The organism is Streptomyces sp. N50 (assembly GCF_033335955.1).
In the GTDB taxonomy this organism is placed as follows: domain Bacteria; phylum Actinomycetota; class Actinomycetes; order Streptomycetales; family Streptomycetaceae; genus Streptomyces.
The window spans coordinates 6,104,304-6,124,683 of the sequence record NZ_CP137549.1 but is presented as its reverse complement, the minus strand read 5'-3'; the positions used below and the strand labels follow the sequence as shown (position 1 = coordinate 6,124,683).

General features: G+C 70.3%; 21 protein-coding genes and 1 pseudogene. 10 read left to right on the top strand and 12 right to left on the bottom strand.

Features of this window, described 5'->3' with window-relative positions; translation table 11 throughout:
• Positions 1–140 precede the first annotated feature (140 nt).
• On the bottom strand, positions 141–782 hold the full coding sequence (locus R2B38_RS27735) for a DUF6758 family protein (protein ID WP_033282004.1): 642 nt from the start codon (positions 780–782) through the stop codon (positions 141–143).
• A gap of 171 nt (positions 783–953) precedes the next feature.
• On the opposite strand from R2B38_RS27735, the gene R2B38_RS27730 reads away from it, so the two are divergent.
• On the top strand, positions 954–2,192 hold the full coding sequence (locus tag R2B38_RS27730; protein WP_318018685.1) for an MFS transporter: 1,239 nt from the start codon (positions 954–956) through the stop codon (positions 2,190–2,192).
• Positions 2,193–2,259: 67 nt separating this feature from the next.
• Here the strand turns inward: R2B38_RS27730 and R2B38_RS27725 are convergent, their stop codons facing one another.
• Positions 2,260–2,856 carry a suppressor of fused domain protein gene (locus R2B38_RS27725; protein ID WP_318018684.1) on the bottom strand — a complete coding sequence of 199 codons (597 nt, stop codon included), beginning with the start codon at positions 2,854–2,856 and terminating at the stop codon, positions 2,260–2,262.
• A 520-nt stretch (positions 2,857–3,376) separates the two neighbouring features.
• Between R2B38_RS27725 and R2B38_RS27720 the strand changes: the two genes are divergently transcribed.
• Complete coding sequence (locus R2B38_RS27720) at positions 3,377–4,495, top strand: magnesium and cobalt transport protein CorA (RefSeq protein ID WP_318018683.1); 1,119 nt, start codon at positions 3,377–3,379, stop codon at positions 4,493–4,495.
• Between the two features lie 22 nt (positions 4,496–4,517).
• Complete coding sequence (locus R2B38_RS27715) at positions 4,518–5,036, top strand: hypothetical protein (RefSeq protein ID WP_318018682.1); 519 nt, start codon at positions 4,518–4,520, stop codon at positions 5,034–5,036.
• Positions 5,037–5,059: 23 nt separating this feature from the next.
• Here R2B38_RS27715 and R2B38_RS27710 read toward each other — a convergent pair whose 3' ends face one another.
• Positions 5,060–5,779: a hypothetical protein gene (locus R2B38_RS27710; protein ID WP_318018681.1), complete on the bottom strand. Its 720-nt coding sequence runs from the start codon at positions 5,777–5,779 to the stop codon at positions 5,060–5,062.
• Between the two features lie 244 nt (positions 5,780–6,023).
• Between R2B38_RS27710 and R2B38_RS27705 the strand changes: the two genes are divergently transcribed.
• The 3 genes from R2B38_RS27705 to R2B38_RS27695 are packed head-to-tail and all read left to right on the top strand — an operon-like array spanning position 6,024 to position 9,109.
• Complete coding sequence (locus R2B38_RS27705) at positions 6,024–7,349, top strand: magnesium transporter MgtE N-terminal domain-containing protein (protein WP_318018680.1); 1,326 nt, start codon at positions 6,024–6,026, stop codon at positions 7,347–7,349.
• On the top strand, positions 7,339–7,932 hold the full coding sequence (locus R2B38_RS27700; protein ID WP_318018679.1) for a DUF1003 domain-containing protein: 594 nt from the start codon (positions 7,339–7,341) through the stop codon (positions 7,930–7,932). The genes R2B38_RS27705 and R2B38_RS27700 overlap by 11 nt, the downstream gene beginning before the upstream one ends.
• Positions 7,933–7,975: 43 nt before the next feature.
• Entirely contained in the window at positions 7,976–9,109 is a 1,134-nt protein-coding gene (locus tag R2B38_RS27695; RefSeq protein WP_318018678.1) for an Mrp/NBP35 family ATP-binding protein, read from the top strand.
• Positions 9,110–9,182: 73 nt separating this feature from the next.
• On the opposite strand, the gene R2B38_RS27690 is transcribed toward R2B38_RS27695, so the two are convergent.
• The 3 genes from R2B38_RS27690 to R2B38_RS27680 all read right to left on the bottom strand — a co-directional run bounded on the left by R2B38_RS27690 (position 9,183) and on the right by R2B38_RS27680 (position 11,646).
• A complete protein-coding gene (locus R2B38_RS27690; RefSeq protein WP_318018677.1) occupies positions 9,183–9,845 on the bottom strand; it encodes a hypothetical protein in 663 nt (220 codons plus the stop codon).
• 235 nt (positions 9,846–10,080) lie between these two features.
• Entirely contained in the window at positions 10,081–10,509 is a 429-nt protein-coding gene (locus R2B38_RS27685; protein WP_318018676.1) for a sec-independent translocase, read from the bottom strand.
• A 201-nt stretch (positions 10,510–10,710) separates the two neighbouring features.
• On the bottom strand, positions 10,711–11,646 hold the full coding sequence (locus R2B38_RS27680) for a S1C family serine protease (RefSeq protein WP_411978503.1): 936 nt from the start codon (positions 11,644–11,646) through the stop codon (positions 10,711–10,713).
• A gap of 114 nt (positions 11,647–11,760) precedes the next feature.
• On the opposite strand from R2B38_RS27680, the gene R2B38_RS51365 reads away from it, so the two are divergent.
• A complete protein-coding gene (locus R2B38_RS51365) occupies positions 11,761–11,916 on the top strand; it encodes a hypothetical protein (RefSeq protein ID WP_411978502.1) in 156 nt (51 codons plus the stop codon).
• Between the two features lie 2,279 nt (positions 11,917–14,195).
• Here R2B38_RS51365 and R2B38_RS27675 read toward each other — a convergent pair.
• Positions 14,196–15,187, bottom strand: a pseudogene (locus R2B38_RS27675) (anti-sigma factor family protein).
• A complete protein-coding gene (gene sigE, locus R2B38_RS27670; RefSeq protein WP_019072074.1) occupies positions 15,184–15,885 on the bottom strand; it encodes an RNA polymerase sigma factor SigE in 702 nt (233 codons plus the stop codon). The pseudogene R2B38_RS27675 and the gene sigE overlap by 4 nt, the downstream one beginning before the upstream one ends.
• 270 nt (positions 15,886–16,155) lie before the next feature.
• Between sigE and R2B38_RS27665 the strand changes: the two genes are divergently transcribed.
• Complete coding sequence (locus R2B38_RS27665) at positions 16,156–16,854, top strand: O-methyltransferase (protein ID WP_318021802.1); 699 nt, start codon at positions 16,156–16,158, stop codon at positions 16,852–16,854.
• An 88-nt stretch (positions 16,855–16,942) separates the two neighbouring features.
• Here R2B38_RS27665 and R2B38_RS27660 read toward each other — a convergent pair whose 3' ends face one another.
• Positions 16,943–17,110: a DUF3117 domain-containing protein gene (locus R2B38_RS27660; RefSeq protein WP_003966491.1), complete on the bottom strand. Its 168-nt coding sequence runs from the start codon at positions 17,108–17,110 to the stop codon at positions 16,943–16,945.
• A gap of 144 nt (positions 17,111–17,254) precedes the next feature.
• Positions 17,255–17,419 carry a hypothetical protein gene (locus R2B38_RS27655; RefSeq protein WP_318018675.1) on the bottom strand — a complete coding sequence of 55 codons (165 nt, stop codon included), beginning with the start codon at positions 17,417–17,419 and terminating at the stop codon, positions 17,255–17,257.
• Between the two features lie 66 nt (positions 17,420–17,485).
• On the opposite strand from R2B38_RS27655, the gene R2B38_RS27650 reads away from it, so the two are divergent.
• Positions 17,486–18,289, top strand: coding sequence for an enoyl-CoA hydratase/isomerase family protein (locus R2B38_RS27650; RefSeq protein WP_318018674.1), 804 nt, complete (start codon positions 17,486–17,488; stop codon positions 18,287–18,289).
• 77 nt (positions 18,290–18,366) lie between these two features.
• On the opposite strand, the gene R2B38_RS27645 is transcribed toward R2B38_RS27650, so the two are convergent.
• Together R2B38_RS27645 and R2B38_RS27640 are read right to left on the bottom strand one after the other, a co-directional pair.
• Positions 18,367–18,948 carry a DNA-3-methyladenine glycosylase I gene (locus R2B38_RS27645; RefSeq protein ID WP_318018673.1) on the bottom strand — a complete coding sequence of 194 codons (582 nt, stop codon included), beginning with the start codon at positions 18,946–18,948 and terminating at the stop codon, positions 18,367–18,369.
• On the bottom strand, positions 18,945–19,295 hold the full coding sequence (locus R2B38_RS27640) for a DivIVA domain-containing protein (RefSeq protein ID WP_411978586.1): 351 nt from the start codon (positions 19,293–19,295) through the stop codon (positions 18,945–18,947). The genes R2B38_RS27645 and R2B38_RS27640 overlap by 4 nt, the downstream gene beginning before the upstream one ends.
• A 135-nt stretch (positions 19,296–19,430) precedes the next feature.
• On the opposite strand from R2B38_RS27640, the gene folP reads away from it, so the two are divergent.
• On the top strand, positions 19,431–20,291 hold the full coding sequence (gene folP / locus R2B38_RS27635) for a dihydropteroate synthase (protein ID WP_318018672.1): 861 nt from the start codon (positions 19,431–19,433) through the stop codon (positions 20,289–20,291).
• The last annotated feature ends 89 nt before the right edge of the window (positions 20,292–20,380 follow it).

Here is a 20,380-nt window from a genome sequence, read left to right as displayed (position 1 = left end):
ACGAGTCAAGGGTAACGGCAACCCCGGGGCCCCCATGAACACCGCGTAGGGCAACCCCCTAAGGGGCGCGGGGAACTGCGCGACCAGCCACAACGAGCCCGCACCCGCCCCACGAACCGAACCCACCGCCCCTCTAGGCGCTACGGCTCAAGCAAGCGCGGCGACAACGCCCCGCACGGCACCAGATCAACTTCCGCCCCCGCATCCCGCAAATCCGTAAGCACCAGCTCGTCATACATCAACAACCCCGACTGCTCAGGCCACACCACGGCCCACAGCCACAGCCCCAACGCCTCGCCGGCAAAAACCGCCCGATCATCCGGCGCCGTAGACACATGCCACAACGGCGTAGGCCGCCCCGCCGCCAGCAACTTCGCCTGAGGAGGCTTCTCGACGTTCATATAGGGCCCAGGATCCGGCCCATCGATCCCCGCATACCGCGCCCCGAGCCCGACCCCCAGCTCCTCCGCGACAAGGATCAACTCCCCGATCCCCCCAAGCGGCCCCGGCCCGGAACACGCAACGGCCGTAGCCCGCCCCCCACTACGGTCATCCCCCGCGCAGGCCACCCCGGTGAACAGCCACCCGACCGGCAACGGCCACGGCATCCACACCGGCACCTTCGTCCGATGCACCACGACACTGAGCGCCTCGACGCTGGGCGGGATCACGGGCTGCAGCGGATGCACCGTCCCGTGCACATCGCACTGCCAGGAATCGGCGAAGAGTCCGGGAGCCCTGACCCGGCCACCACACTTCGGGCAACTGGGTTCGCCCCTCATAGGGCCCCACGGTCCTACCCTCACCCGCGCACGTCAAGGACGATCACCCGTCCGGCCGGGACCACTCACGGAGCGAAACCAGGACCGCTCACCGAGCGAAACTAGATGTAACTTGCATTCATTACCTTGCCTAACTTACTATGTGCATATACCAACTACTTGGGAGGAAGCATGGACGACCCCTTCGACAAGGGAGCCGACACCGGCTCGGGCAGCATCCTTCGACAGCCCAAGGCGGTCTGGGCCACCGCGGGCGCCTCGGTCGTCGCCTTCATGGGCATCGGACTCGTCGACCCGATCCTGCCGTCGATCGCCAAGGGCCTGGACGCCACGGCGAGCCAGGTGTCCCTGCTCTTCACCTCGTACTTCCTGATCACCGCCATCGCGATGCTGGTGACCGGCTTCGTCTCCAGCCGCATCGGCGGCAAGAAGACCCTGCTGCTCGGCCTCGCCCTCGTCGTGGTCTTCGCGGGCCTCGCCGGCACCTCGGGATCGGTCGGCGAACTCGTCGGCTTCCGGGCCGGCTGGGGCCTGGGCAACGCGCTCTTCGTGTCGACCGCCCTCGCCGTCATCGTCGGCGCGGCGGCCGGCGGCAGCGCCGCCGCGATCCTGCTCTACGAGTCCGCCCTCGGCCTGGGCATGGCCTGCGGCCCGCTGCTCGGCGCCCTGCTGGGCAACCAGAGCTGGCGCTACCCCTTCTTCGGCACCGCGTTCCTGATGGCGATCGGCTTCCTCTGCATCACGGTGTTCCTGAAGGAACAGCCGAAGCCGGCCCAGAAGACGTCCCTGCTCGACCCGCTGAAGGCGCTGGGCCACGGCGGCCTGGCCTCCGCAGCCGTCTCCTCGTTCTTCTACAACTACACGTTCTTCACCGTGCTGGCCTTCACCCCGTTCGTGCTGAACATGACCCCGTACAAGTCGGGTGCCGTGTTCTTCGCCTGGGGTGTCCTGCTCGCCGTCTTCTCGGTCTTCGTCGCCCCGCGCCTCCAGGCCCGGTTCGGCTCCCTGAAGGTGCTCGGCGGTTCACTCGTACTGCTCGCCGCCGACGTCCTGGTCCTCGGCTACGGCAGCCACACCACCGCCATCGTCTGCACGATCCTGTCCGGCGCCTTCATCGGCGTGAACAACACCGTCTACACCGAGCTGGCCCTGGGCGTCTCGGACGCGCCGCGCCCGGTGGCAAGCGCGGGCTACAACTTCGTCCGCTGGTTCGCGGCGGCGGCCGCGCCGTTCTTCGCGCCGAAGATCGAGGGGTGGAGCAACATCCACATCCCGTTCGTGGTCGCGGCGATCACCGCGGCGCTGGGCGCGCTGGTGGTCCTCGTACGACGGAACGCGCTCACGCACGAGGCCGAGGAGCTGGAGCCGAGGCACGCGGTGGAGGACAGTGTCGCGGTGTTCGCCAACTAGCCGATTCCCGGCCGCCGTTGGTGGGCTCGCTGGTGAGCTTGCTCACTACGACGGTCAGCTGCGGCGGTCAGTCCAGCGGGACGGACCTGCGGGAGGGATCCCGGAGGTCCGTCCCGTTCGTCAACCAGCGTTCCTGGAGGGCCTGCGCGCCGTGGACGCGTTTCCAGGCGGCCTCGTTCGGCGTCATGGGGAGCAGCGGCAGGAAGCGCACCGGGTCGAGGGGCGCGTCGAGGTCCAGGTCCTCGACCAGGCCGCCCGGCTCGGCGACCAGCACCGAGGTGAACGGAGCGCCGGGCCACAGCGGTTCACCCACGTCGAGGGAGGCGCCGGGGGCCACGATCACGCCCTCGACCTGCGGGGACGCGGCCAGCACGGCGAGGGGCCGGAGCACCTTGTCGGTGTCGGCGAGGCCGCCGCGGACGGAGAGGACCAGCTCGGCGCGCGGGCCCGCGACCGGGTCGGCGAGCATCGCCGTGGGGTCGCTCATGGGCTGCGCGGACATGCCGAGGGTGGCGTAGCGGACGACGGTGCCGTCCTGGTTGTCGTCCGGGAAACGCAGGACCTCGACGCGGTCCGTGCCGAGGAAGGTGACCGCGGCGCGGGCGTCCGGTTCGCCCAGCGCGGTGCGCAACCGTGCCTCTACCAGAGCAAGAACATCAACCATGCGGTGAGCATAGAACTCGTCAGTACCGGGCAAAGCAGCGCCTTGACAGTTCGGCCTGCTGATAGTCTGGGCCGGTCGTTCGGGCAGCACGCAGAAGCGTCGCGATCAAGTCCCGACGCCGTTGACACTCCCCCACGGGGGACCGGCCGGAGGAGGTGGGGCTGCAATGGACCGAAGTCGGCCTGGCAGTACCACCCGCTCTTCCGGCCGCTGATGTCGTCGCTCTGGCTCTGCTTCTAGCCTCCAGCCGGCTGCCGCCGCCTCTCGCACTTCTTCACTGTCGCGGAAGAGCACTTCGTTTCTTTTTCCTGATCTGCCTGATCTGTCCGGTGTGTTCGATCCGACCGATCTGTCTGTTCCGAAGTCAGTGCCTGTATCAGTAGCGAAGTTCGCCACCGCGACGGAGCGGTGCTCCCCGCTTTGTGGACGTGCCAAACATCCGTACCTCAGGACGTCCCCATTCCGGGCAGTTCCAACCGTCCGCCGGCGCCTTTCGTTGCTCGACGCGAAGGAGCCCGCCATGTCGATGATCCGCGACCTGCGTGCCGTGGTCCGCCCGTCCCGTCCCTCCCTGCGCAAGGACGGCGGCGCGTACGACACGACCCGCGACCCCGGCACCCCCTCGGCCGTCGTCGACTGCGCCGTGTACCGCGACGGCGCCCGCCTCGACGCCGGCAAGCCGCTCACCCCGCACGAGGCGATGCGCCTGGTGCGCCGTGACGGCGGCTTCGTGTGGATCGGCCTGCACGAGCCGACCGAGGCCGAATTCGCCGTCATCGCCCGGGAGTTCGGACTCCACCCGCTCGCCGTCGAGGACGCCGTACAGGCCCACCAGCGCCCCAAGCTGGAGCGCTACGACGACTCCCTCTTCACCGTCTTCAAGACCATCCACTACGTCGAGCACGACCAACTCACCGCCAACAGCGAGGTAGTTGAGACCGGCGAGGTCATGTGCTTCACCGGGCGGGACTTCTTCATCACCGTCCGGCACGGCGGCCAGGGTTCCCTGCGGGCGCTGCGGCACCGGCTGCAGGACGACCCGGAGCTGCTCGCGCGCGGTCCCTCGGCGGTGCTGCACTCGATCGCCGACCACGTCGTCGACGGCTATGTCGCGGTCGCTGACGCGGTGCAGGACGACATCGACGAGGTCGAGACCGAGGTGTTCACGCCGGGCCGCAAGGGCGGGGTCTCGCGCGGTGTCGACTCGGCGCGGATCTACCAACTCAAGCGCGAGGTACTGGAGTTCAAGCGCGCGGTGTCGCCGCTGCTGCGCCCGATGCAGCTGCTGAGCGAGCGGCCGATGCGGCTGATCGACCCGGACATCCAGAAGTACTTCCGCGATGTCGCCGACCACCTCGCCCGGGTCCACGAGCAGGTCATCGGCTTCGACGAGCTGCTCAACTCGATCCTCCAGGCCAACCTCGCGCAGGCGTCCGTAGCCCAGAACGAGGACATGCGGAAGATCACCGCGTGGGCCGCGATCATCGCCGTACCGACGATGGTGACGGGCGTGTACGGCATGAACTTCGAGCACATGCCGGAGCTGCACGCGAAGTACGGGTATCCGGCGGTGCTCACCTTCACCGTGGCCGTCTGTCTCGCCATCCACCGCACACTGAAGCGCAACGGCTGGCTGTGAGCGGCTGGATAGGCTGACGCCCATGACTAGCAGCGAGCCGCTCGACCAGGCCCTCGTCGAGGAGGCCACGAAGAAGTCCGGCCTCGTCTGGGTGAGCGGTCCGGGCGTCCCGGCCCGCGCCCTGTGGCACGTCTGGCACGAGGGCGCGGCCTGCCTGATCGGCGACGGACCGGGCGAGCAGCCGCTGCCGGGACTGACCGACGGCGGCCCCGCCGAGGTCACGGTCCGCAGCAAGGACAAGGGCGGCCGACTGGTCTCCTGGACCGCGAAGGTCGTAGAGCTGGCGCCCGACTCCGAGGCCTGGACGGCGGCCGTGGCCGAGCTGAAGGGCAAGCGTCTCAACGCCCCCGACGGCGAGGCGATGACGGCCCGCTGGGCCCGCGAAGCCAGGGTGCTGCGCCTGGAGCCGACGGGAGCGATCGCCGGCCTGCCGGAGGGTTCGCTGGCACAGCCCCCGCTGCCCTCGCCCGCGACGACCCGTCAGCCGGCCCCGGCAGGCCTGCCGCGCCTGCTCCTGAAGAAGAAACGCAAGCAGCGATAAGTACGTAACCGCCGCAACTACCGCTAGGAAGACGGCAGTTGCTTGCCGTAGTCGACAGTGTCGTCGCCCTTCGGCTGCGTCACCGTGAAGCTCTTGCCCCAGTCCGAGAAGGTCAGCGTGCCCGCGCCGCCCGCGCGGACCAGCCGGAGCGGATACGGCTTGCCCTCGAGGGAGACGTCGAGGGTGCCGCCGGAGCCCTTGTCACCGGTGATGCGGATCGTCCGGACACCGTTCTGCGCGTGGTGCCCGTCCGTCGCGAGTGAGCCGTGCAGGGTCAGCAAGCTGGAGAGGAGAACGTCCTTGTCCGTGAAACCACTGAACTTCTTGTACGAGGGGTCCCCCTGCGGCACCTTCACGTACTTGCCGTGCAGCGAGTCGCCGGCGCCCGAGTCCCCGTTGCTGTTCCAGAAGTCCGCGTCGGCCTTCAGGTACAGCTCCTCGCCGATCCGCAGCAGCCCGAAGGTCGACCCCTTCGAGGTGACCGACCCGCTGCCGCCGTCGGACTTCAGCCGCATGTCGAGCGTGTACGTCTTCCCGCTGGTGACGACGGTCCCGGACAGCCGTACCGCGTCGGCACCGCCCGCGGCCGTCACCGACCTGGACTGGATCTTGTCGGCGGCCAGCTTGCCGACCCCGTTCGTCCCCGCGTCCGGGTCCTCGCCGCCGCACCCCGCGAGGGCCAGGACACAGACCGCGCCGAGCAGCGCCGCACGACGGTTTCGGACCTGGGGGATCGCAGTCACAGGTGGGGTGCCTTCCATGCGGGGGGCGATGGCGTACGGCAGCGTACCGGGGCCGCGAGGTGCCGGCGGAGCCAGTCCGTCCGGACCGCCCACCAGCGCGGATCACATGGGGACGGGCTAGCCTGAAGCCCGTCCGAGCAGGCATTTCGGAAGATCCGGAAACCACTCCGGAAACCAGAAAACCCATCAGCGGATCAGTACAGAATCCATCGGTGGATCAGCAGAGAAAGAAGGAGGTGCGGCCATGGCAGCCGGCGCTCCCCGAGTCTTCGTGTCGCACCTCTCCGGTGTCGCCGTCTTCGACCCGAACGGCGACCAGGTGGGCCGCGTCCGCGACCTCGTCGCCATGCTCCGCGTGGGCAACCGGCCCCCGCGGCTGCTCGGCCTCGTCGTCGAACTCTCCACCCGGCGCCGCATCTTCCTCCCGATGACCCGGATCACCGGCATCGAGTCCGGCCAGGTCATCACGACGGGTGTGCTGAACGTCCGCCGCTTCGAGCAACGGCCCACCGAGCGGCTGGTGTTCGGCGAACTGCTGGACCGGCGCGTCACCCTCGTCGAGACCCACGAGGAGGTCACCGTCCTCGACCTCTCGGTGCAGCATCTGCCGGCCCGCCGGGACTGGGAGATCGACCGGATCTTCGTCCGCAAGGGCAAGACCGGCGGAGCCTTCAGAAGGGCCAAGGGCGAGACGCTGACCGTGGACTGGTCCAGCGTCACCGGTTTCTCCCTGGAGGAGCAGGGGCAGGGCGCGGAGAGCCTCCTGGCCACCTTCGAGCAGCTGCGCCCCGCCGACCTCGCCAACGTCCTGCACCACCTCTCCCCCAAGCGCCGGGCCGAGGTCGCCGCCGCCCTCGACGACGACCGCCTCGCCGACGTCCTCGAAGAGCTCCCGGAGGACGACCAGATCGAGATCCTCGGCAAGCTGAAGGAGGAGCGCGCGGCCGACGTCCTGGAGGCCATGGACCCGGACGACGCGGCCGACCTCCTCTCCGAACTCCCCGAGGACGACAAGGAACGCCTCCTCAACCTGATGCAGCCCTCGGAGGCGGCCGACGTACGCCGCCTGATGTCGTACGAGGAGCACACCGCGGGCGGCCTCATGACCACCGAGCCGATCGTCCTACGGCCCGACGCGACCGTCGCCGACGCGCTCGCCCGGGTCCGCAGCGCCGACCTCTCCCCCGCGCTCGCCGCGCAGGTGTACGTCTGCCGCCCGCCCGACGACACCCCGACCGGCAAGTACCTCGGCACGGTCCACTTCCAGCGGCTGCTGCGCGACCCGCCGTACACCCTGGTCAGCGCGATCATCGACGACGACCTGCAGCCGCTGGACCCGGACGCGTCGCTCCAGTTGATCGCCGGGTTCTTCGCGACGTACGACATGGTCGCGGCGCCCGTGGTCGACGAGACCGGGTCGCTGCTCGGCGCGGTGACCGTGGACGACGTGCTGGACCACATGCTGCCGGAGGACTGGCGGGAGACCGAGTTCCATCTCGACGAGGGCGACAGCGACGGCGAGAACGAGGCATCGACAGAGACGGAGGAGGTGGCGGCTCATGACTCCTGAGCGCGAGTCCACGCGGGAGAGGACACCGGCGGGCGCGACCGCCACCACCCGGACCCGGGCCCGGCTCGACCAGCCGCGTCCGCCCCGGCGCCGGTTCCTGCCCGAGTACGACCCCGAGGCGTTCGGGCGGATGTCGGAGCGGATCGCGCGGTTCCTGGGGACCGGGCGGTTCATCGTCTGGATGACGGTCGTCATCATCGCGTGGGTGCTGTGGAACATCTTCGCGCCCCGGGACGTCCGCTTCGACAACTACCCGTTCATCTTCCTCACCCTGATGCTGTCGCTCCAGGCCTCCTACGCGGCCCCGCTGATCCTGCTCGCGCAGAACCGGCAGGACGACCGCGATCGGGTCAACCTCGAACAGGACCGCAAGCAGAACGAGCGGTCGATCGCGGACACCGAGTACCTCACCCGCGAGATCGCCGCCCTGCGCATCGGCCTCGGCGAGGTCGCGACCCGGGACTGGATCCGCTCCGAACTCCAGGATCTGGTGAAAGAGCTGGAGGAACGGGAGAACGGCCACCACAAACACGTCGTATTCCCGGCGGAACGGTCGCATGGACGTGACGTAGACGACCGGTGACGGGCTTACCGGGGGCCCCGCGCGGCGCCGTACCATCGACCCTATGGCTACGGAAGACGCGGTGCGTGAAGCGCTGTCGACGGTGAACGACCCCGAGATCAACCGACCCATCACCGAGTTGGGGATGGTCAAGTCGGTGGAGATCGGTGCGGACGGAGCGGTCGCGGTCACCGTGTACCTGACGGTCTCCGGCTGTCCCATGCGCGAGACCATCACCCAGCGCGTGACCGACGCGGTCATGGGCGTCGAGGGCGTCACCGGTGTCGAGGTGACCCTGGACGTGATGAGCGACGAGCAGCGCAAGGAACTCGCGACCGCCCTGCGCGGTGGCAAGGCCGAGCGCGAGGTTCCCTTCGCGCAGCCCGGCTCCCTCACCCGCGTGTACGCGGTCGCCTCCGGCAAGGGCGGCGTCGGCAAGTCCTCGGTGACGGTGAACCTCGCGGCCGCGATGGCCGCCGACGGCCTGAAGGTCGGTGTCGTCGACGCCGACATCTACGGCCACTCCGTGCCCCGCATGCTGGGCGCCGACGGCCTCCCCACCCAGGTCGAGAACATGATCATGCCGCCGTCGGCACACGGCGTGAAGGTCATCTCCATCGGCATGTTCACCCCGGGCAACGCACCGGTGGTGTGGCGCGGGCCCATGCTGCACCGGGCACTGCAGCAGTTCCTGGCGGACGTGTACTGGGGCGACCTGGATGTGTTGTTGCTCGACCTCCCGCCGGGCACGGGCGACATCGCGATCTCCGTCGCCCAGCTCGTCCCGAACGCCGAGATCCTGGTCGTGACGACCCCTCAGCAGGCGGCGGCCGAGGTCGCCGAGCGCGCGGGCTCCATCGCCGTACAGACCCACCAGAAGATCGTCGGCGTCGTCGAGAACATGGCGGGCCTGCCGTGCCCGCACTGCGGCGAGATGGTCGACGTCTTCGGCACGGGCGGCGGCCAGTCGGTCGCGGACGGCCTCACGCGCACGACGGGCGCGTCGGTCCCGGTGCTGGGGAGCATTCCGATCGACGTCCGCCTCCGCGAGGGCGGCGACGAGGGCAAGCCGGTGGTCCTGAGCGACCCGGACTCCCCGGCGGGGGCTGCGCTGCGCGCGATCGCGGGCAAGCTGGGGGGACGGCAGCGGGGCCTTTCGGGCATGTCGCTGGGGATCACCCCGCGGAACAAGTTCTAGGGATCTTCTTACGCGGTTTTTCTACGACGATGGGGGCGCCGTCTCACGGACGGCGCCCCCATCGTCGTAGCCGCTACTGGGCTGCGTAGGTCGTGATGTCCTTGATCATGGCGAAGCCGAGCCCATACGCGCTCATGCCCCTCCCGTACGCCCCCACGTGCACGCCCTCCTGAGTCGACCCGGCCAGCACCCAGCCGAACTCGGACTCGCGGTAGTGGAAGGGCGTCGGGACGCCGTCCACCGGGAGGGACAGGGTCGACCAGTCGTCGCCGGCGAGGTCGTCGGCCAGCACCCAGGCCGTCTCCGTCTGCTGCTCCAGCCAGTCGTCGCGCAGGGTGTGGTCCATCTGCCCGGGCCAGGTGAAGGACAGCAGTCCCACCCCGGCGAGCCAGGCCGCAGAGGACACCGACGTGGCCTCCAGGAGACCCGTGCCGTCCGCGGTGCGGCGCGCGGGGTTGCCCGCGACGGTGACGACGACCGCGAACTTCTCCTTGTCCTCCGTGCCTTCGTTGCGTACGGAGGGCTCGTCGCCGTGCCCGATCGAACCGTGCTCGACGGCTCCGTCCGCCGCCATGCCCACCTGCATCAGCCAGCGCGGTCCCGTGAAGGCCTCGTCGAGGCCGTACCACGGGAAGGGCGCCAGCAGGTAGCCGTCGACCGTGCGCCGGGCGGAGGGGAGTTGTTGTCCACCCTCCGCGGCCGGCGCCTGCGCGCCTACCCGACTCGTCGTCTCCATGCTCCGGACGCCTCCTCGTTCTCGTCGGACCGGGGCGGCCCGCCCCCCTTCGGGCGACTCGCCCGGTCCGCACAACAACTCGGCAGCATAGCCACCTCGTGCGAGGCAGCCCGGAAAGCGCCCGGCGCGCGAGGCGCGAATGGGCCGTGTTCAGGCCGTACGAGGGCGTGGCAGGGGTATGAGACGCGTCACGTGAGCGGGGCTCAGGAGGTGCGGGGGATGTGCTCGGGGAGGGTCAGGTGGCGTCCGCGTCGAAGGGCGGGCGGTCGTCCCTCTCCGGCTCCTCGGGCTTCTTCGTCATGTCGAGCCGACCACTCGAAGAGGGCGAGGAACTCGGGGTGTCCGCGCTCTGCACGGCCTCCGTGACCTCGGCCATCTCCTTCTTCAGGTCGAAGCCGTTGCGGATCTCCTTGAGCCCCAGTTCGTCGTTGTCCAGCTGCTTGCGCAGGAACGTCTTGGGGTTGAGGTCCTCGAAGTCGAAGTCCTTGAACTCCGGACCGAGCTCCTCGCGGATGTCCGCCTTGGCGCTCTCCGAGAACTCTCGGATCTTCCGGATCGTCCGCATGACGTCCTGGATGACCTTCGGGAGCTTGTCCGGACCGAAGACGAGCACGGCGAGCACAATGATCGTCACCAGCTCGAGCGGTCCTATGTCATTGAACACCTGAAGCTCCTTGCGATGTCCTCGGTCCTCGGCCCTCGGTGGTCTGTGCGGGTCTTCCGTGGTCCGGGCCGGGTCCACGGTACCCGGCGATCCCACCCGACCGGTACTGTCCCGGGGGCTACGAGTGGGTGTACACCACCGGTTTTCCGGGTTGTTTGCCTAGTGGGACGGGGCGCGGGGCTCTCACCTGTGACGTTTCTGTCAATCACCGGTCGCCGAGCCCAGAACGAGCGACAAGGTCATGTCCTTGCCGCCTCGCCGCAGCGTCAGCCGCACGTGGTCGCCGGGCCGATGGGCGCGCGTCCTGACGATGAGCTCGTTCCCGGAGTGGACAGGCTCGCCGTCGACCTCGGTGATGACGTCGCCGGCCTTGAGTCCCGCCTTGGCACCGGGACCGCCCGCGGTGACGGCGGGCCCGTCGCCGCTGCCCTTCGTGGCGATGCGGGCGCCGTCCCCCGCGTATTCCAGGTCGAGGCTGACGCCGATGACCGGATGGGTCGCCTTCCCGGTATTGATGATTTCCTCGGCAACCCGCTTGGCCAGATTGACGGGTATGGCGAACCCGAGCCCGATGGACCCGCCCTGCTCACTCTCCACCCCATCCCCACCCCCACTCCCATCCCCATCCCCGTAATCGGCGGACCGAATAGCCGAGTTGACCCCGACCAGCCGCCCCCGCGCATCGAGCAACGGCCCACCGGAGTTCCCGGGATTGATCGGCGCGTCGGTCTGCAGGGCATCGACATACGACACATCGCTCCCGTCCGACGCCTCACCCCCGGCGGTGATGGGTCGCTCCGTGGCGCTGATGATCCCGGAGGTCACGGTGTCGTCCAGATCGAAGGGCGCCCCGATCGCGACAACGGGGTCCCCGACCCGCACGTTGTCGGAATTCCCGAGCGGCATCGGCGTCAGCCCGCGCACCCCCCGCACCTGCACGACCGCGAGGTCGTACCCGGTGTCCCGCCCGACGACGGCGCCCTTGACGGTCTGCCCCCCACCGAACCTGACGGATATCGCCCCGCCACCACCGGCGGGCCGCACGACATGGTTGTTGGTGAGAATGTGCCCCCGCGTATCCAGCACGATCCCGGTACCGGTCGCCGACTCCTCATCTCCGGTGACATGCAGGGTCACGACACTGGGCAGCGCCCGAGCGGCAATCCCGGCAACACTGCCGGGCGCGGGCTGAGCATCTTCTTTACCGGCCTGCGGCAACACGATGGACCCACCGATCCCGTCCCGCTCCAGATGCGCCCCTACGACCCCACCGACACCGCCGGAGACAAGAGCCAGGACGAGGGCGGAGACGGCGAGGAGTTTCCGGGTGCGGGTGCGGTGCTGTTCGGGGGTGGCGGTTGGGGTGCCGGTCTGCTGGAGGGGGCGGGGGCGGCCCAGGGGTCGTAGCGGTGCCAGGGGTTGGTGGGTGGGGTGGGGTCTGGTGTGAGGTCTGGGGTTGGGGGGGAGGTGGGCTCGGGGGTGAGGTCTGCGGTGGGGGTGGAGGTGAAGTCTGGGGAGGGGGTGGATGAAGGGTTCAGGTCGGGGGCGGGGGTCTGGTCCGGGACAACAGGGGTGAGGGGGGCGGGGGTTGAGGTGCCGGAGAGGGGCGGCGCGGGGGGAGCGAGGGGCACCGGGGTTGCGAGAGGGGGTGCGGAGATGCCGGGGGCTGAGACGTCGGCACCGAGCGCGGGCGCGGGGGTGGCGGGAGGCGCGGTGTCGTTGAAGGGCGGTGCGGGGGGCATCGGGATTCCGACAGGGGGTGCGGAGATGCCAGGGGCTGAGACGTCGGCGCCAAACGCGGGCGCGGGGGTGCCGGGAGGCTCGGTATCGGTGAAGGGCGGTGCGGAGGGCATCGGGATTCCGACAGGGGGTGCGGAGATGCCGGGGGCTGAGACGTCGACACCAAGCGCGGGGGTGCCGGGAGGCGCGGAGGAAGCGAAGGACGCCGGGGCCGTGACGGAGGGCGCGGAGGCCCTGGAGGCTGAGACGTCGGCGCCAAACGCGGGCACGGGGGTGCCGGGAGGCTCGGTATCGGTGAAGGGCGGTGCGGAGGTCGCGAAGGATGCCGGTGTCGTGACGGAGGGCCCGGCGGCGCTGGCGGCTGAGGCGTCGGCGAGACGTGGTGCGGGGACGCCTGGAGGCACGGTGTCGTCGAAAGGCGGTGCAGGAGTGTCAGCAGCCGCGGGACCGGAGTGCGGGGCGGGTGTACCGAAAGGCGCGGTATCAGCAAGAGACGGTGCGGGAGTACCCGGAGACGCGGGATCGCTGTAGGGGACCAGCGGGACTGGAGTGCCCGGAGACGCTGTGTGAGCCTGTGGGGCCGCGCCGGGCACAGAGGTGACCGCAGGGTGCTGAACAGGCGGTGCGGGCGCCCAGGGCCCCGGCTCGCCGTACGGCGGGGTGCTGTAGGGGTCGGGGTCGTGCAGGGGCTTGGGCCGGTCGGTGCGCGGGAGGGCCTCGCTGGGAGTCGTCGGGGGTATGGGGCCGGAGGCTTCCGGTCCGAACTCAGCGCCGACGCCTACAGCCGCGGTCCCGGTCGCGGAGACCGGCCCGGGGTGATCCAGCTCGGAAGGTCCCGGCCCGAACTCAGCGCCGACGCCCACAGCCGCAGTCCCGGTCGGAGAGATCGGCCCGGGGTGATCCAGCCCGGAAGGTCCCGGCCCGAAACCAGCGCCAACGCCCACAGCCGCAGTCCCGGTCGGGAAGACCGGCCCGGGGTGATCCAGCCCGGAAGGTCCCGGTCCGAAACCAGCGCCAACGCCCACAGCCGCAGTCCCGGTCGCGGAGACCGGCCCGGGGTGATCCAGCCCGGAAGGTCCCGGCCCGAAACCAGCGCCAACGCCCACAGCCGCAGTCCCGGTCGGGAAGACCGACCCGGGGCGATCCACCTCGGAAACACCACCGGCGTCTACGGCCACGCCGCCGGCCGGGGAACCCGACACAGGGTGGCTCAACTCGAAGTCACCGTCGGCGTCTACGACCGCCCCGTCAGCCCGAGACCCCGAGACCGGACGACTCGGCCGGACACCAACGCCCTCTGCAGCAAGCCCAGTTGAAGAGTCGGCCACGGGCCGGTCCCGCACTGAGTCACCGCCCTCGCCCGCGACCACACCGCCAGGCGGGGCCGCCGACACGGGACGCCCCAACTCGAAATCGCCGTCAACGTCCGCACCCACACCGCCCGTTGGAGCCCCACTCACCGGCCGACCCAACTCGACGTCACCGCCAGGCCCTCAGCCGCACCCCCGACCAAGCCCCCCGGCACAGAACGCCCCAGCTCGAAGTCACCCCCGCCGCAAGCCACTTCACCGCTCAGCCCCTCAGCAGGTGCCCGCAACTCGAAGTCACCGTCGCCGGTCCCCGCAAGACACCCGGCGGCCGCAACGCAAAGTCCCCGTCGGCATCCCCGGCACCCTCGGTATCCACACCGGCATCCCCGTCGACGCCAACCCACGGACACGGACCCCGGCATCACCCAAAGGCCCCGGTGCAGCACTCTGCGCCTCAGCCGTGCCCGCTACCGGAACAGCCGGCACCACAGGGCCCCGCCCCGAGCCCACCACTTCGTCCTCGCAGGCCCCCGCTCCGGCGTCCCCTCGTTCATGGTTCCCGTCCCCCACAACTGCCCGCGCCACCCCGTACTCCCCGGATTCAACCAGGTTCGCGGGCTGTGGCGCAGAGGCCGGTCAGTGGAGCGGGTGGGAGGGGAACGAGGGGGTGGAGGAGGGAGACGAGGTGGCGTCGGGAGCCGGTGCTCGGAGCAGGCCCGGGGCCATGACCTCGGGGGCCGTGGACCACGACGTGAGGGCGACCGGCGGGGTCGCGTTGAGCGGGCGTATCAGCGGGGACATGACCGCCGCTCCGGCCATCACCGGCGCGGTCAACGTGTGCATGACCTCGTCACCCTGGACCGCCGAGGGCGACGGCACTCCGGGGAGCAGCGGCGCGGAGACCGAGGTCGGGACCGCCGTGTCGCCGAGCATCGAGCGCTGGCTCGTGCCCTGGGCGAGCAGCGGGCCGACCCCGCGGCGGCGCCCGGCGTCGGTGGTCGCCGCGCCCGTGCCCTGCGTACGCGCCGGCGTCACCCCCGTACCGCCCCGTGCCTCCGCGGCCGTGTCGCCCGGAGCGACCGTGGCCACCCCGCCCAGCGCGATCGCGGCCAGCGAGACCGCCCCGGCGGCGACGAACGCGAACCGCATCCCGCGCGAGGCGGAGCGGTCGGTGTCGTGCCGGCTGACGTCATGGATACGGAAGCCTTCGCGGGCGGCGGACCGGGACGGTGACGAAGGGGTCAGGGCCGTAGCGGCATGCGGGCCCGCGGGGACGTAGCCGAACTCGAACGCGTCGAGCGGGCCGTCTCTTTTGACGCCGACGCCGAAGACACCGATCCCGGCGGCGAACAGTCCCCCGCCGGGCGGCTCCTCGCCGTCCGTGTCACCGCCGCCCCCGGGAAGCCCCTGCAGTCGGGCCAGGAAGCTCTCGGAGGGGGCGGTGGGGCCATTTCCGCGAACACGTTCTTCAGTCGGCGCTGCGCGTCGGCCTCGGCCTTGCACTTCGTACAGGTGGCCAGGTGCGCCAGTACGCGCTCGCGCGACTCATGACCGAGCTCCCCGTCCACCAGGGCGGAAAGTCGGTCTCCCAGATGCTGCTCCGCAGGCGTAGGACGTGATCCACTCACGCGGTCGCGCCCCCTCCCCCCAGCGCGGGCACACGCGCCACGAAGGAGCGGCGCTCGGCCCGTGCTTCCGGCGAGCGGTGCGCGAGGGCCTTGCGGAGCTGGGAGCGGCCGCGGTGGATCCGGGAACGGACCGTACCGAGCTTGACGCCCAGGGTCGCGGCGATCTCCTCGTACGAGAGACCCTCGATGTCGCACAGGACGACCGCCGCCCGGAACTCCGGGGCGAGGGTGTCCAGGGCCTGCTGGACGTCGGCGTCGAAGTGCGCGTCGTTGAAGACCTGCTGGGGCGACGGCTCGCGGCTGGGCAGTCGCTCGGCCGCGTCCTCCCCCAGCGCGTCGAAACGGATGCGCTGCTTGCGGCGGACCATGTCCAGGAAGAGGTTGGTGGTGATGCGGTGCAGCCAGCCTTCGAAGGTGCCGGGCGTGTAGGTCGACAGCGAACGGAACACCCGGACGAAGACCTCTTGCGTCAGGTCCTCGGCGTCGTGCTGGTTCCCCGTCAGGCGGTACGCGAGCCGGTACACACGGCCGCTGTGGGTGCTGACGATCTCCTCCCAGGTGGGCGGAGTCCACGCCTGCCCGTCCGCGTCGGTGGAGAAGGTCGCGGTCTGGGCATGGTCAGCGGCGTGGCTGTGGTCAGCAGCGGTGTCGTTCACGGATTTCGGCCTGCCCGCCGATCCGAGAAAGCGCCGGAGCACTCCTCCCCGATCCACAGGTACAGCCGCACCTCCCCTGTCGGCTCTGGTGGTGTCCAGTGGAGCCCCTACCATAGCCACCTCGCCCGTTAGCTCCGGATAAGCGGTTTTACGAGAATTTGATACACGCTCATACCGACCTGGCGGTGGTGCGAGCCGATGTTCGTGACCTTGCTCGACGTCCAGCTCGACGACCTGATCCATCGTCATCCCCCGCCCTTCCCTCCGGTCGCGTCCCCGAGTGCATTCCTCCCCCTGTAAACGCCCGGTCCCATCAGCAGGTTCCCGGCACCAACGGATACAGTCACGCCCAGGCAACCACGGGGACAGGAGAGGGTCATTACCGGCAACCGGCAGACGAGCTGGGCGTTCGCCGACGCCTATGTCGCCGAGGACGAAGCACTGCGCTGGGCCCGTGACCGGGCCCGCGAGGCAGGGCTGCGCTCGGTGTCGCCCGGCACGGGCGCCGCGCTGCGGATGCTCGCCGCCACCGTGGACGCGAAGGCGGTGGCGGAGATCGGCACCGGGACCGGCGTCTCCGGGATGCATCTTCTGTACGGCATGCGGCCGGACGGGGTACTGACCACCGTCGACCCGGAGCCGGACCACCAGCAGTTCGCCCGCCAGGCCTTCCGCGCCTGCGGTTTCGCCAGCAACCGGGCCCGCTTCATCCCGGGCCGCGCCCTGGACGTGCTGCCCCGGCTCGCGGACGCGGGCTACGACCTCGTGTTCTGCGACGGTGACCGGCTGGAGTTCCTGGACTATCTCGCTGAATCGTTGCGCCTGCTGCGTCCGGGTGGCCTCGTGGTCTTCGAGGGCGTCTTCGCCAACGGCCGCACCGTCGACTCGGGCCCCCAGCCCACCGAAGTCCTCCGGCTGCGCGAACTGCTGCGCACCGTGCGCGAGAGCCCGGAGCTGCTGCCGTCCCTGCTTCCGGTGGGCGACGGCCTGCTGTGCGCCGTCAAGCGCTGACCCACTGAGGGCCGCCCGGGAAAGCAGCTGCCCCGGCACCGTCTCGGGTGCCGGGGCAACTGAAGGGGTATGGTCGCGTTCCGCCGCGTCAGCCGACGACCTTCTTGAGGGCGTCGCCCAGCGCGTCGGCCTCGTCAGGGGTCAGCTCGACGACGAGCCGCCCGCCGCCTTCGAGCGGAACGCGCATGACGATGCCCCGCCCCTCCTTGGTCACCTCGAGCGGGCCATCGCCCGTCCGCGGCTTCATGGCCGCCATGCTCGTTCCCCTTCCTGAAACCAGCTCATCGTCGCCGACGGCCCCATGGAGGGCACGCGCGGCCCCTAATGAGACACGCGTCACCGGCATCGAACACATTGCTTCCAAGCCATTATCCCGCATCTCAGGACCCGATGACCAACATCAGTCGGCATCGCTTGGGCAACGCGCGCGAGCAAAACCACTCAATTCGCCGATGTGACTGCGATACTGCGCCGCCGCGCGGACCCCGGCCGACCCGATCCGGCCCAGAATTCTTTGACGCAGGTCACACGTCCGGTCCGGGTCGTGGACGGTGATCTCCGCCATGCTGTCCTACGGACGTACGGCGTACCGACCGGTACGCCTCAGCCGCGACACCCGAGGGGATACGCCATGGCCGACACCGTGCTCTACGAGGTGAGCGACGGACTCGCGACGATCACGCTGAACCGCCCCGAGGCGATGAACGCGCTGAACATCGCGACCAAAGTCGCCCTCCGGGAGGCGGTCCAGTCCGCGGCGGCCGATGACGCCGTACGGGCGGTGCTGCTGACCGCGGCCGGGGAGCGGGCGTTCTGCGTCGGCCAGGACCTGAAGGAGCACATCACGCTGCTCGCCTCCGACCGGGAGGCCGGTACCGGGGCCACGATGACCACGGTGAAGGAGCACTACAACCCCATCGTGCGGGCGCTGGCCGGGATGGCGAAGCCCGTCGTCGCCGGGGTCAACGGGGTCGCCGCGGGCGCCGGTTTCGGGCTCGCGCTGGCCGCGGACTACCGGGTCGTGGCGGACACGGCCGGCTTCAACACGTCCTTCGCCGGGGTCGCCCTGACCGCGGACTCCGGCATCTCCTGGACGCTGCCGCGGGTCGTTGGTCCCGGCCGCGCCTCCGACCTGCTGCTGTTCCCGCGGACGATCAAGGCGCAGGACGCGTACGACCTGGGGATCGCCAACCGGCTCGTGCCCGTCGGCGAGCTGCACGCCGAGGCGGAGAAGGTGGCCCGGCAGCTGGCGGACGGGCCGACGGTGGCTTACGCGGCGCTGAAGGAGGCCGTGGCCTTCGGCCTGACGCACACCCTTGAGGAGACGCTGCAGAAAGAAGACGAACTGCAATCTTGGGCGGGCGCGTCGGAGGATCACGCGATCGCCGTGCAGGCCTTCGTCAACAAGGAGAAGCCGAAGTATCTGGGACGCTGAGTTCTCACAGTGCGGGCCCGGTGGGGGCTGGTCGCGCTCACGCGGCGGAGCCGCAAATCGACACAGCCCCGCGCCCCTTAAAGGGCGCTTCTCGCCGCGCAGGATTTCAGGTGGTCGTTGACCAGTCCGCACGCCTGCATCAGGGCGTACGCCGTCGTGGGCCCCACGAACTTCAAGCCGCGCTTCTTCAGGGCCTTCGACAGAGCCGTCGACTCCGCCGTCACCGCCGGGACGTCCCCGAGTGTCTTCGGGGCCGGGCCCGGCTTCGGGGCGTGGGACCAGATGAACTCGTCCAGCTCACCCGGCGCCCAGTCGACCAGCACGCGCGCGTTGGCGATCGTCGCGTCGACCTTGAGGCGGTTGCGGATGATGCCGGTGTCGGCGAGGAGGCGTTCGCGGTCGGTGTCCGTGAAGGTCGCCACCTCCGCGATCTTGAAGCCCGCGAACGCCGCCCGGAAGCCCTCGCGGCGGCGCAGGATCGTGATCCAGGAGAGGCCGGACTGGAAGGCCTCCAGGCTGAGGCGCTCGTAGAGGGCGTCGTCGCCGTGGACCGGGCGGCCCCACTCCTCGTCGTGGTACGCGACGTAGTCCTCCGTGGAGAGTGCCCAGGGGCAGCGCAGGGCGCCGTCCGGACCGGCGACGGCCCCGCCCTCGGTCACTGCTGGTCGCCTTCGGCCGGCTTCTGCATGGAGACGTGGGCGCTGGCCTGCGCGCCCGCGAGCGCGTGCTCCAGGTCGGCGATCCGGGCGTCGCGCTCGGCGAGTTCGGCGGCGATGCGGCCCAGCGCGTCGTCCACCTCGGCCATGCGGTAGCCCCGCGCGGCGAGCGGGAAGCGGAGGGTCTCGATGTCGGCGTGGTTCACCGGCCGGTCCGGGGGCAGCGGGTCGTCGAGGCGCTCGGGCGTGACGTCGGGCAGCGGAGCGCTCTCGCCGCCGCCGATCACCGAGAGGGTCACGGCGCCGACCACGACGGCGAGCCCGACGACCAGGAACAGGAACATGAACATCTCTGAGGTCTCCACGGGCGTCGATGTCGGACGTGCCGAAGCCGAATGTGTCAGGGTCCGATCGTGCCATGCGACGCTGACAGTTAGGGTCACAGGCGGCTGAAGACCGGTACGTACTAGGAGAGGTCACAGGGGATGCTCAGGCTGGGCAGGCGTGAATTCGACACGCACGAGCCGGTGATCATGGCGATCGTGAACCGGACCCCGGACTCCTTCTACGACCAGGGGGCCACGTTCCGCGACGAGCCCGCCCTCGCGCGCGTGGAGCAGGCGGTGGCCGAGGGCGCCGCGATCATCGACATCGGCGGGGTCAAGGCCGGACCCGGCGAGGAAGTCACCGCCGAGGAGGAGGCGCGGCGCACGGTCGGCTTCGTGGCCGAGGTGCGGCGGCGGTTCCCGGACGTGATCATCAGCGTCGACACCTGGCGGCACGAGGTCGGCGAGGCCGTGTGCGAGGTGGGCGCGGATCTCCTGAACGACGCGTGGGGCGGCGTCGATCCGCGGCTCGCGGAGGTCGCCGCGCGGTACGGGGTGGGGCTGGTCTGCACGCACGCGGGGGGCGCGGAGCCCCGTACACGGCCGCACCGGGTGACCTACGACGACGTCATGGGCGACATCCTGCGCGTGACCCTGAGGCTCGCCGAGCGGGCCGTGGAACTCGGGGTCCCCAGGGAGTCCGTTCTGATCGATCCCGGGCATGACTTCGGGAAGAACACGCGGCACAGTCTGGAGGCGACTCGGCGGCTCGGGGAGATGGTCTCCACGGGGTGGCCGGTGCTGGTGTCGCTGTCCAACAAGGACTTCGTGGGCGAGACCCTCGACAAGCCGGTCAAGGAGCGGGTTGTCGGGACGCTCGCGACCACGGCCGTGTCCGCGTGGCTCGGTGCGCAGGTGTACCGGGTGCACGAAGTCGCGGAGACGCGGCAGGTGTTGGACATGGTGGCGTCGATCGCGGGGCACCGGCCTCCGGCGGTGGGCAGGCGGGGGCTGGCGTAGGCCCGCGGCGGAGCCGCTGATGGATGCAGCGCCCCCGCCGCCCCTACCCGTCCCGTCCCTGGGGGCTGCGCCCCCAGACCCCCGGACGG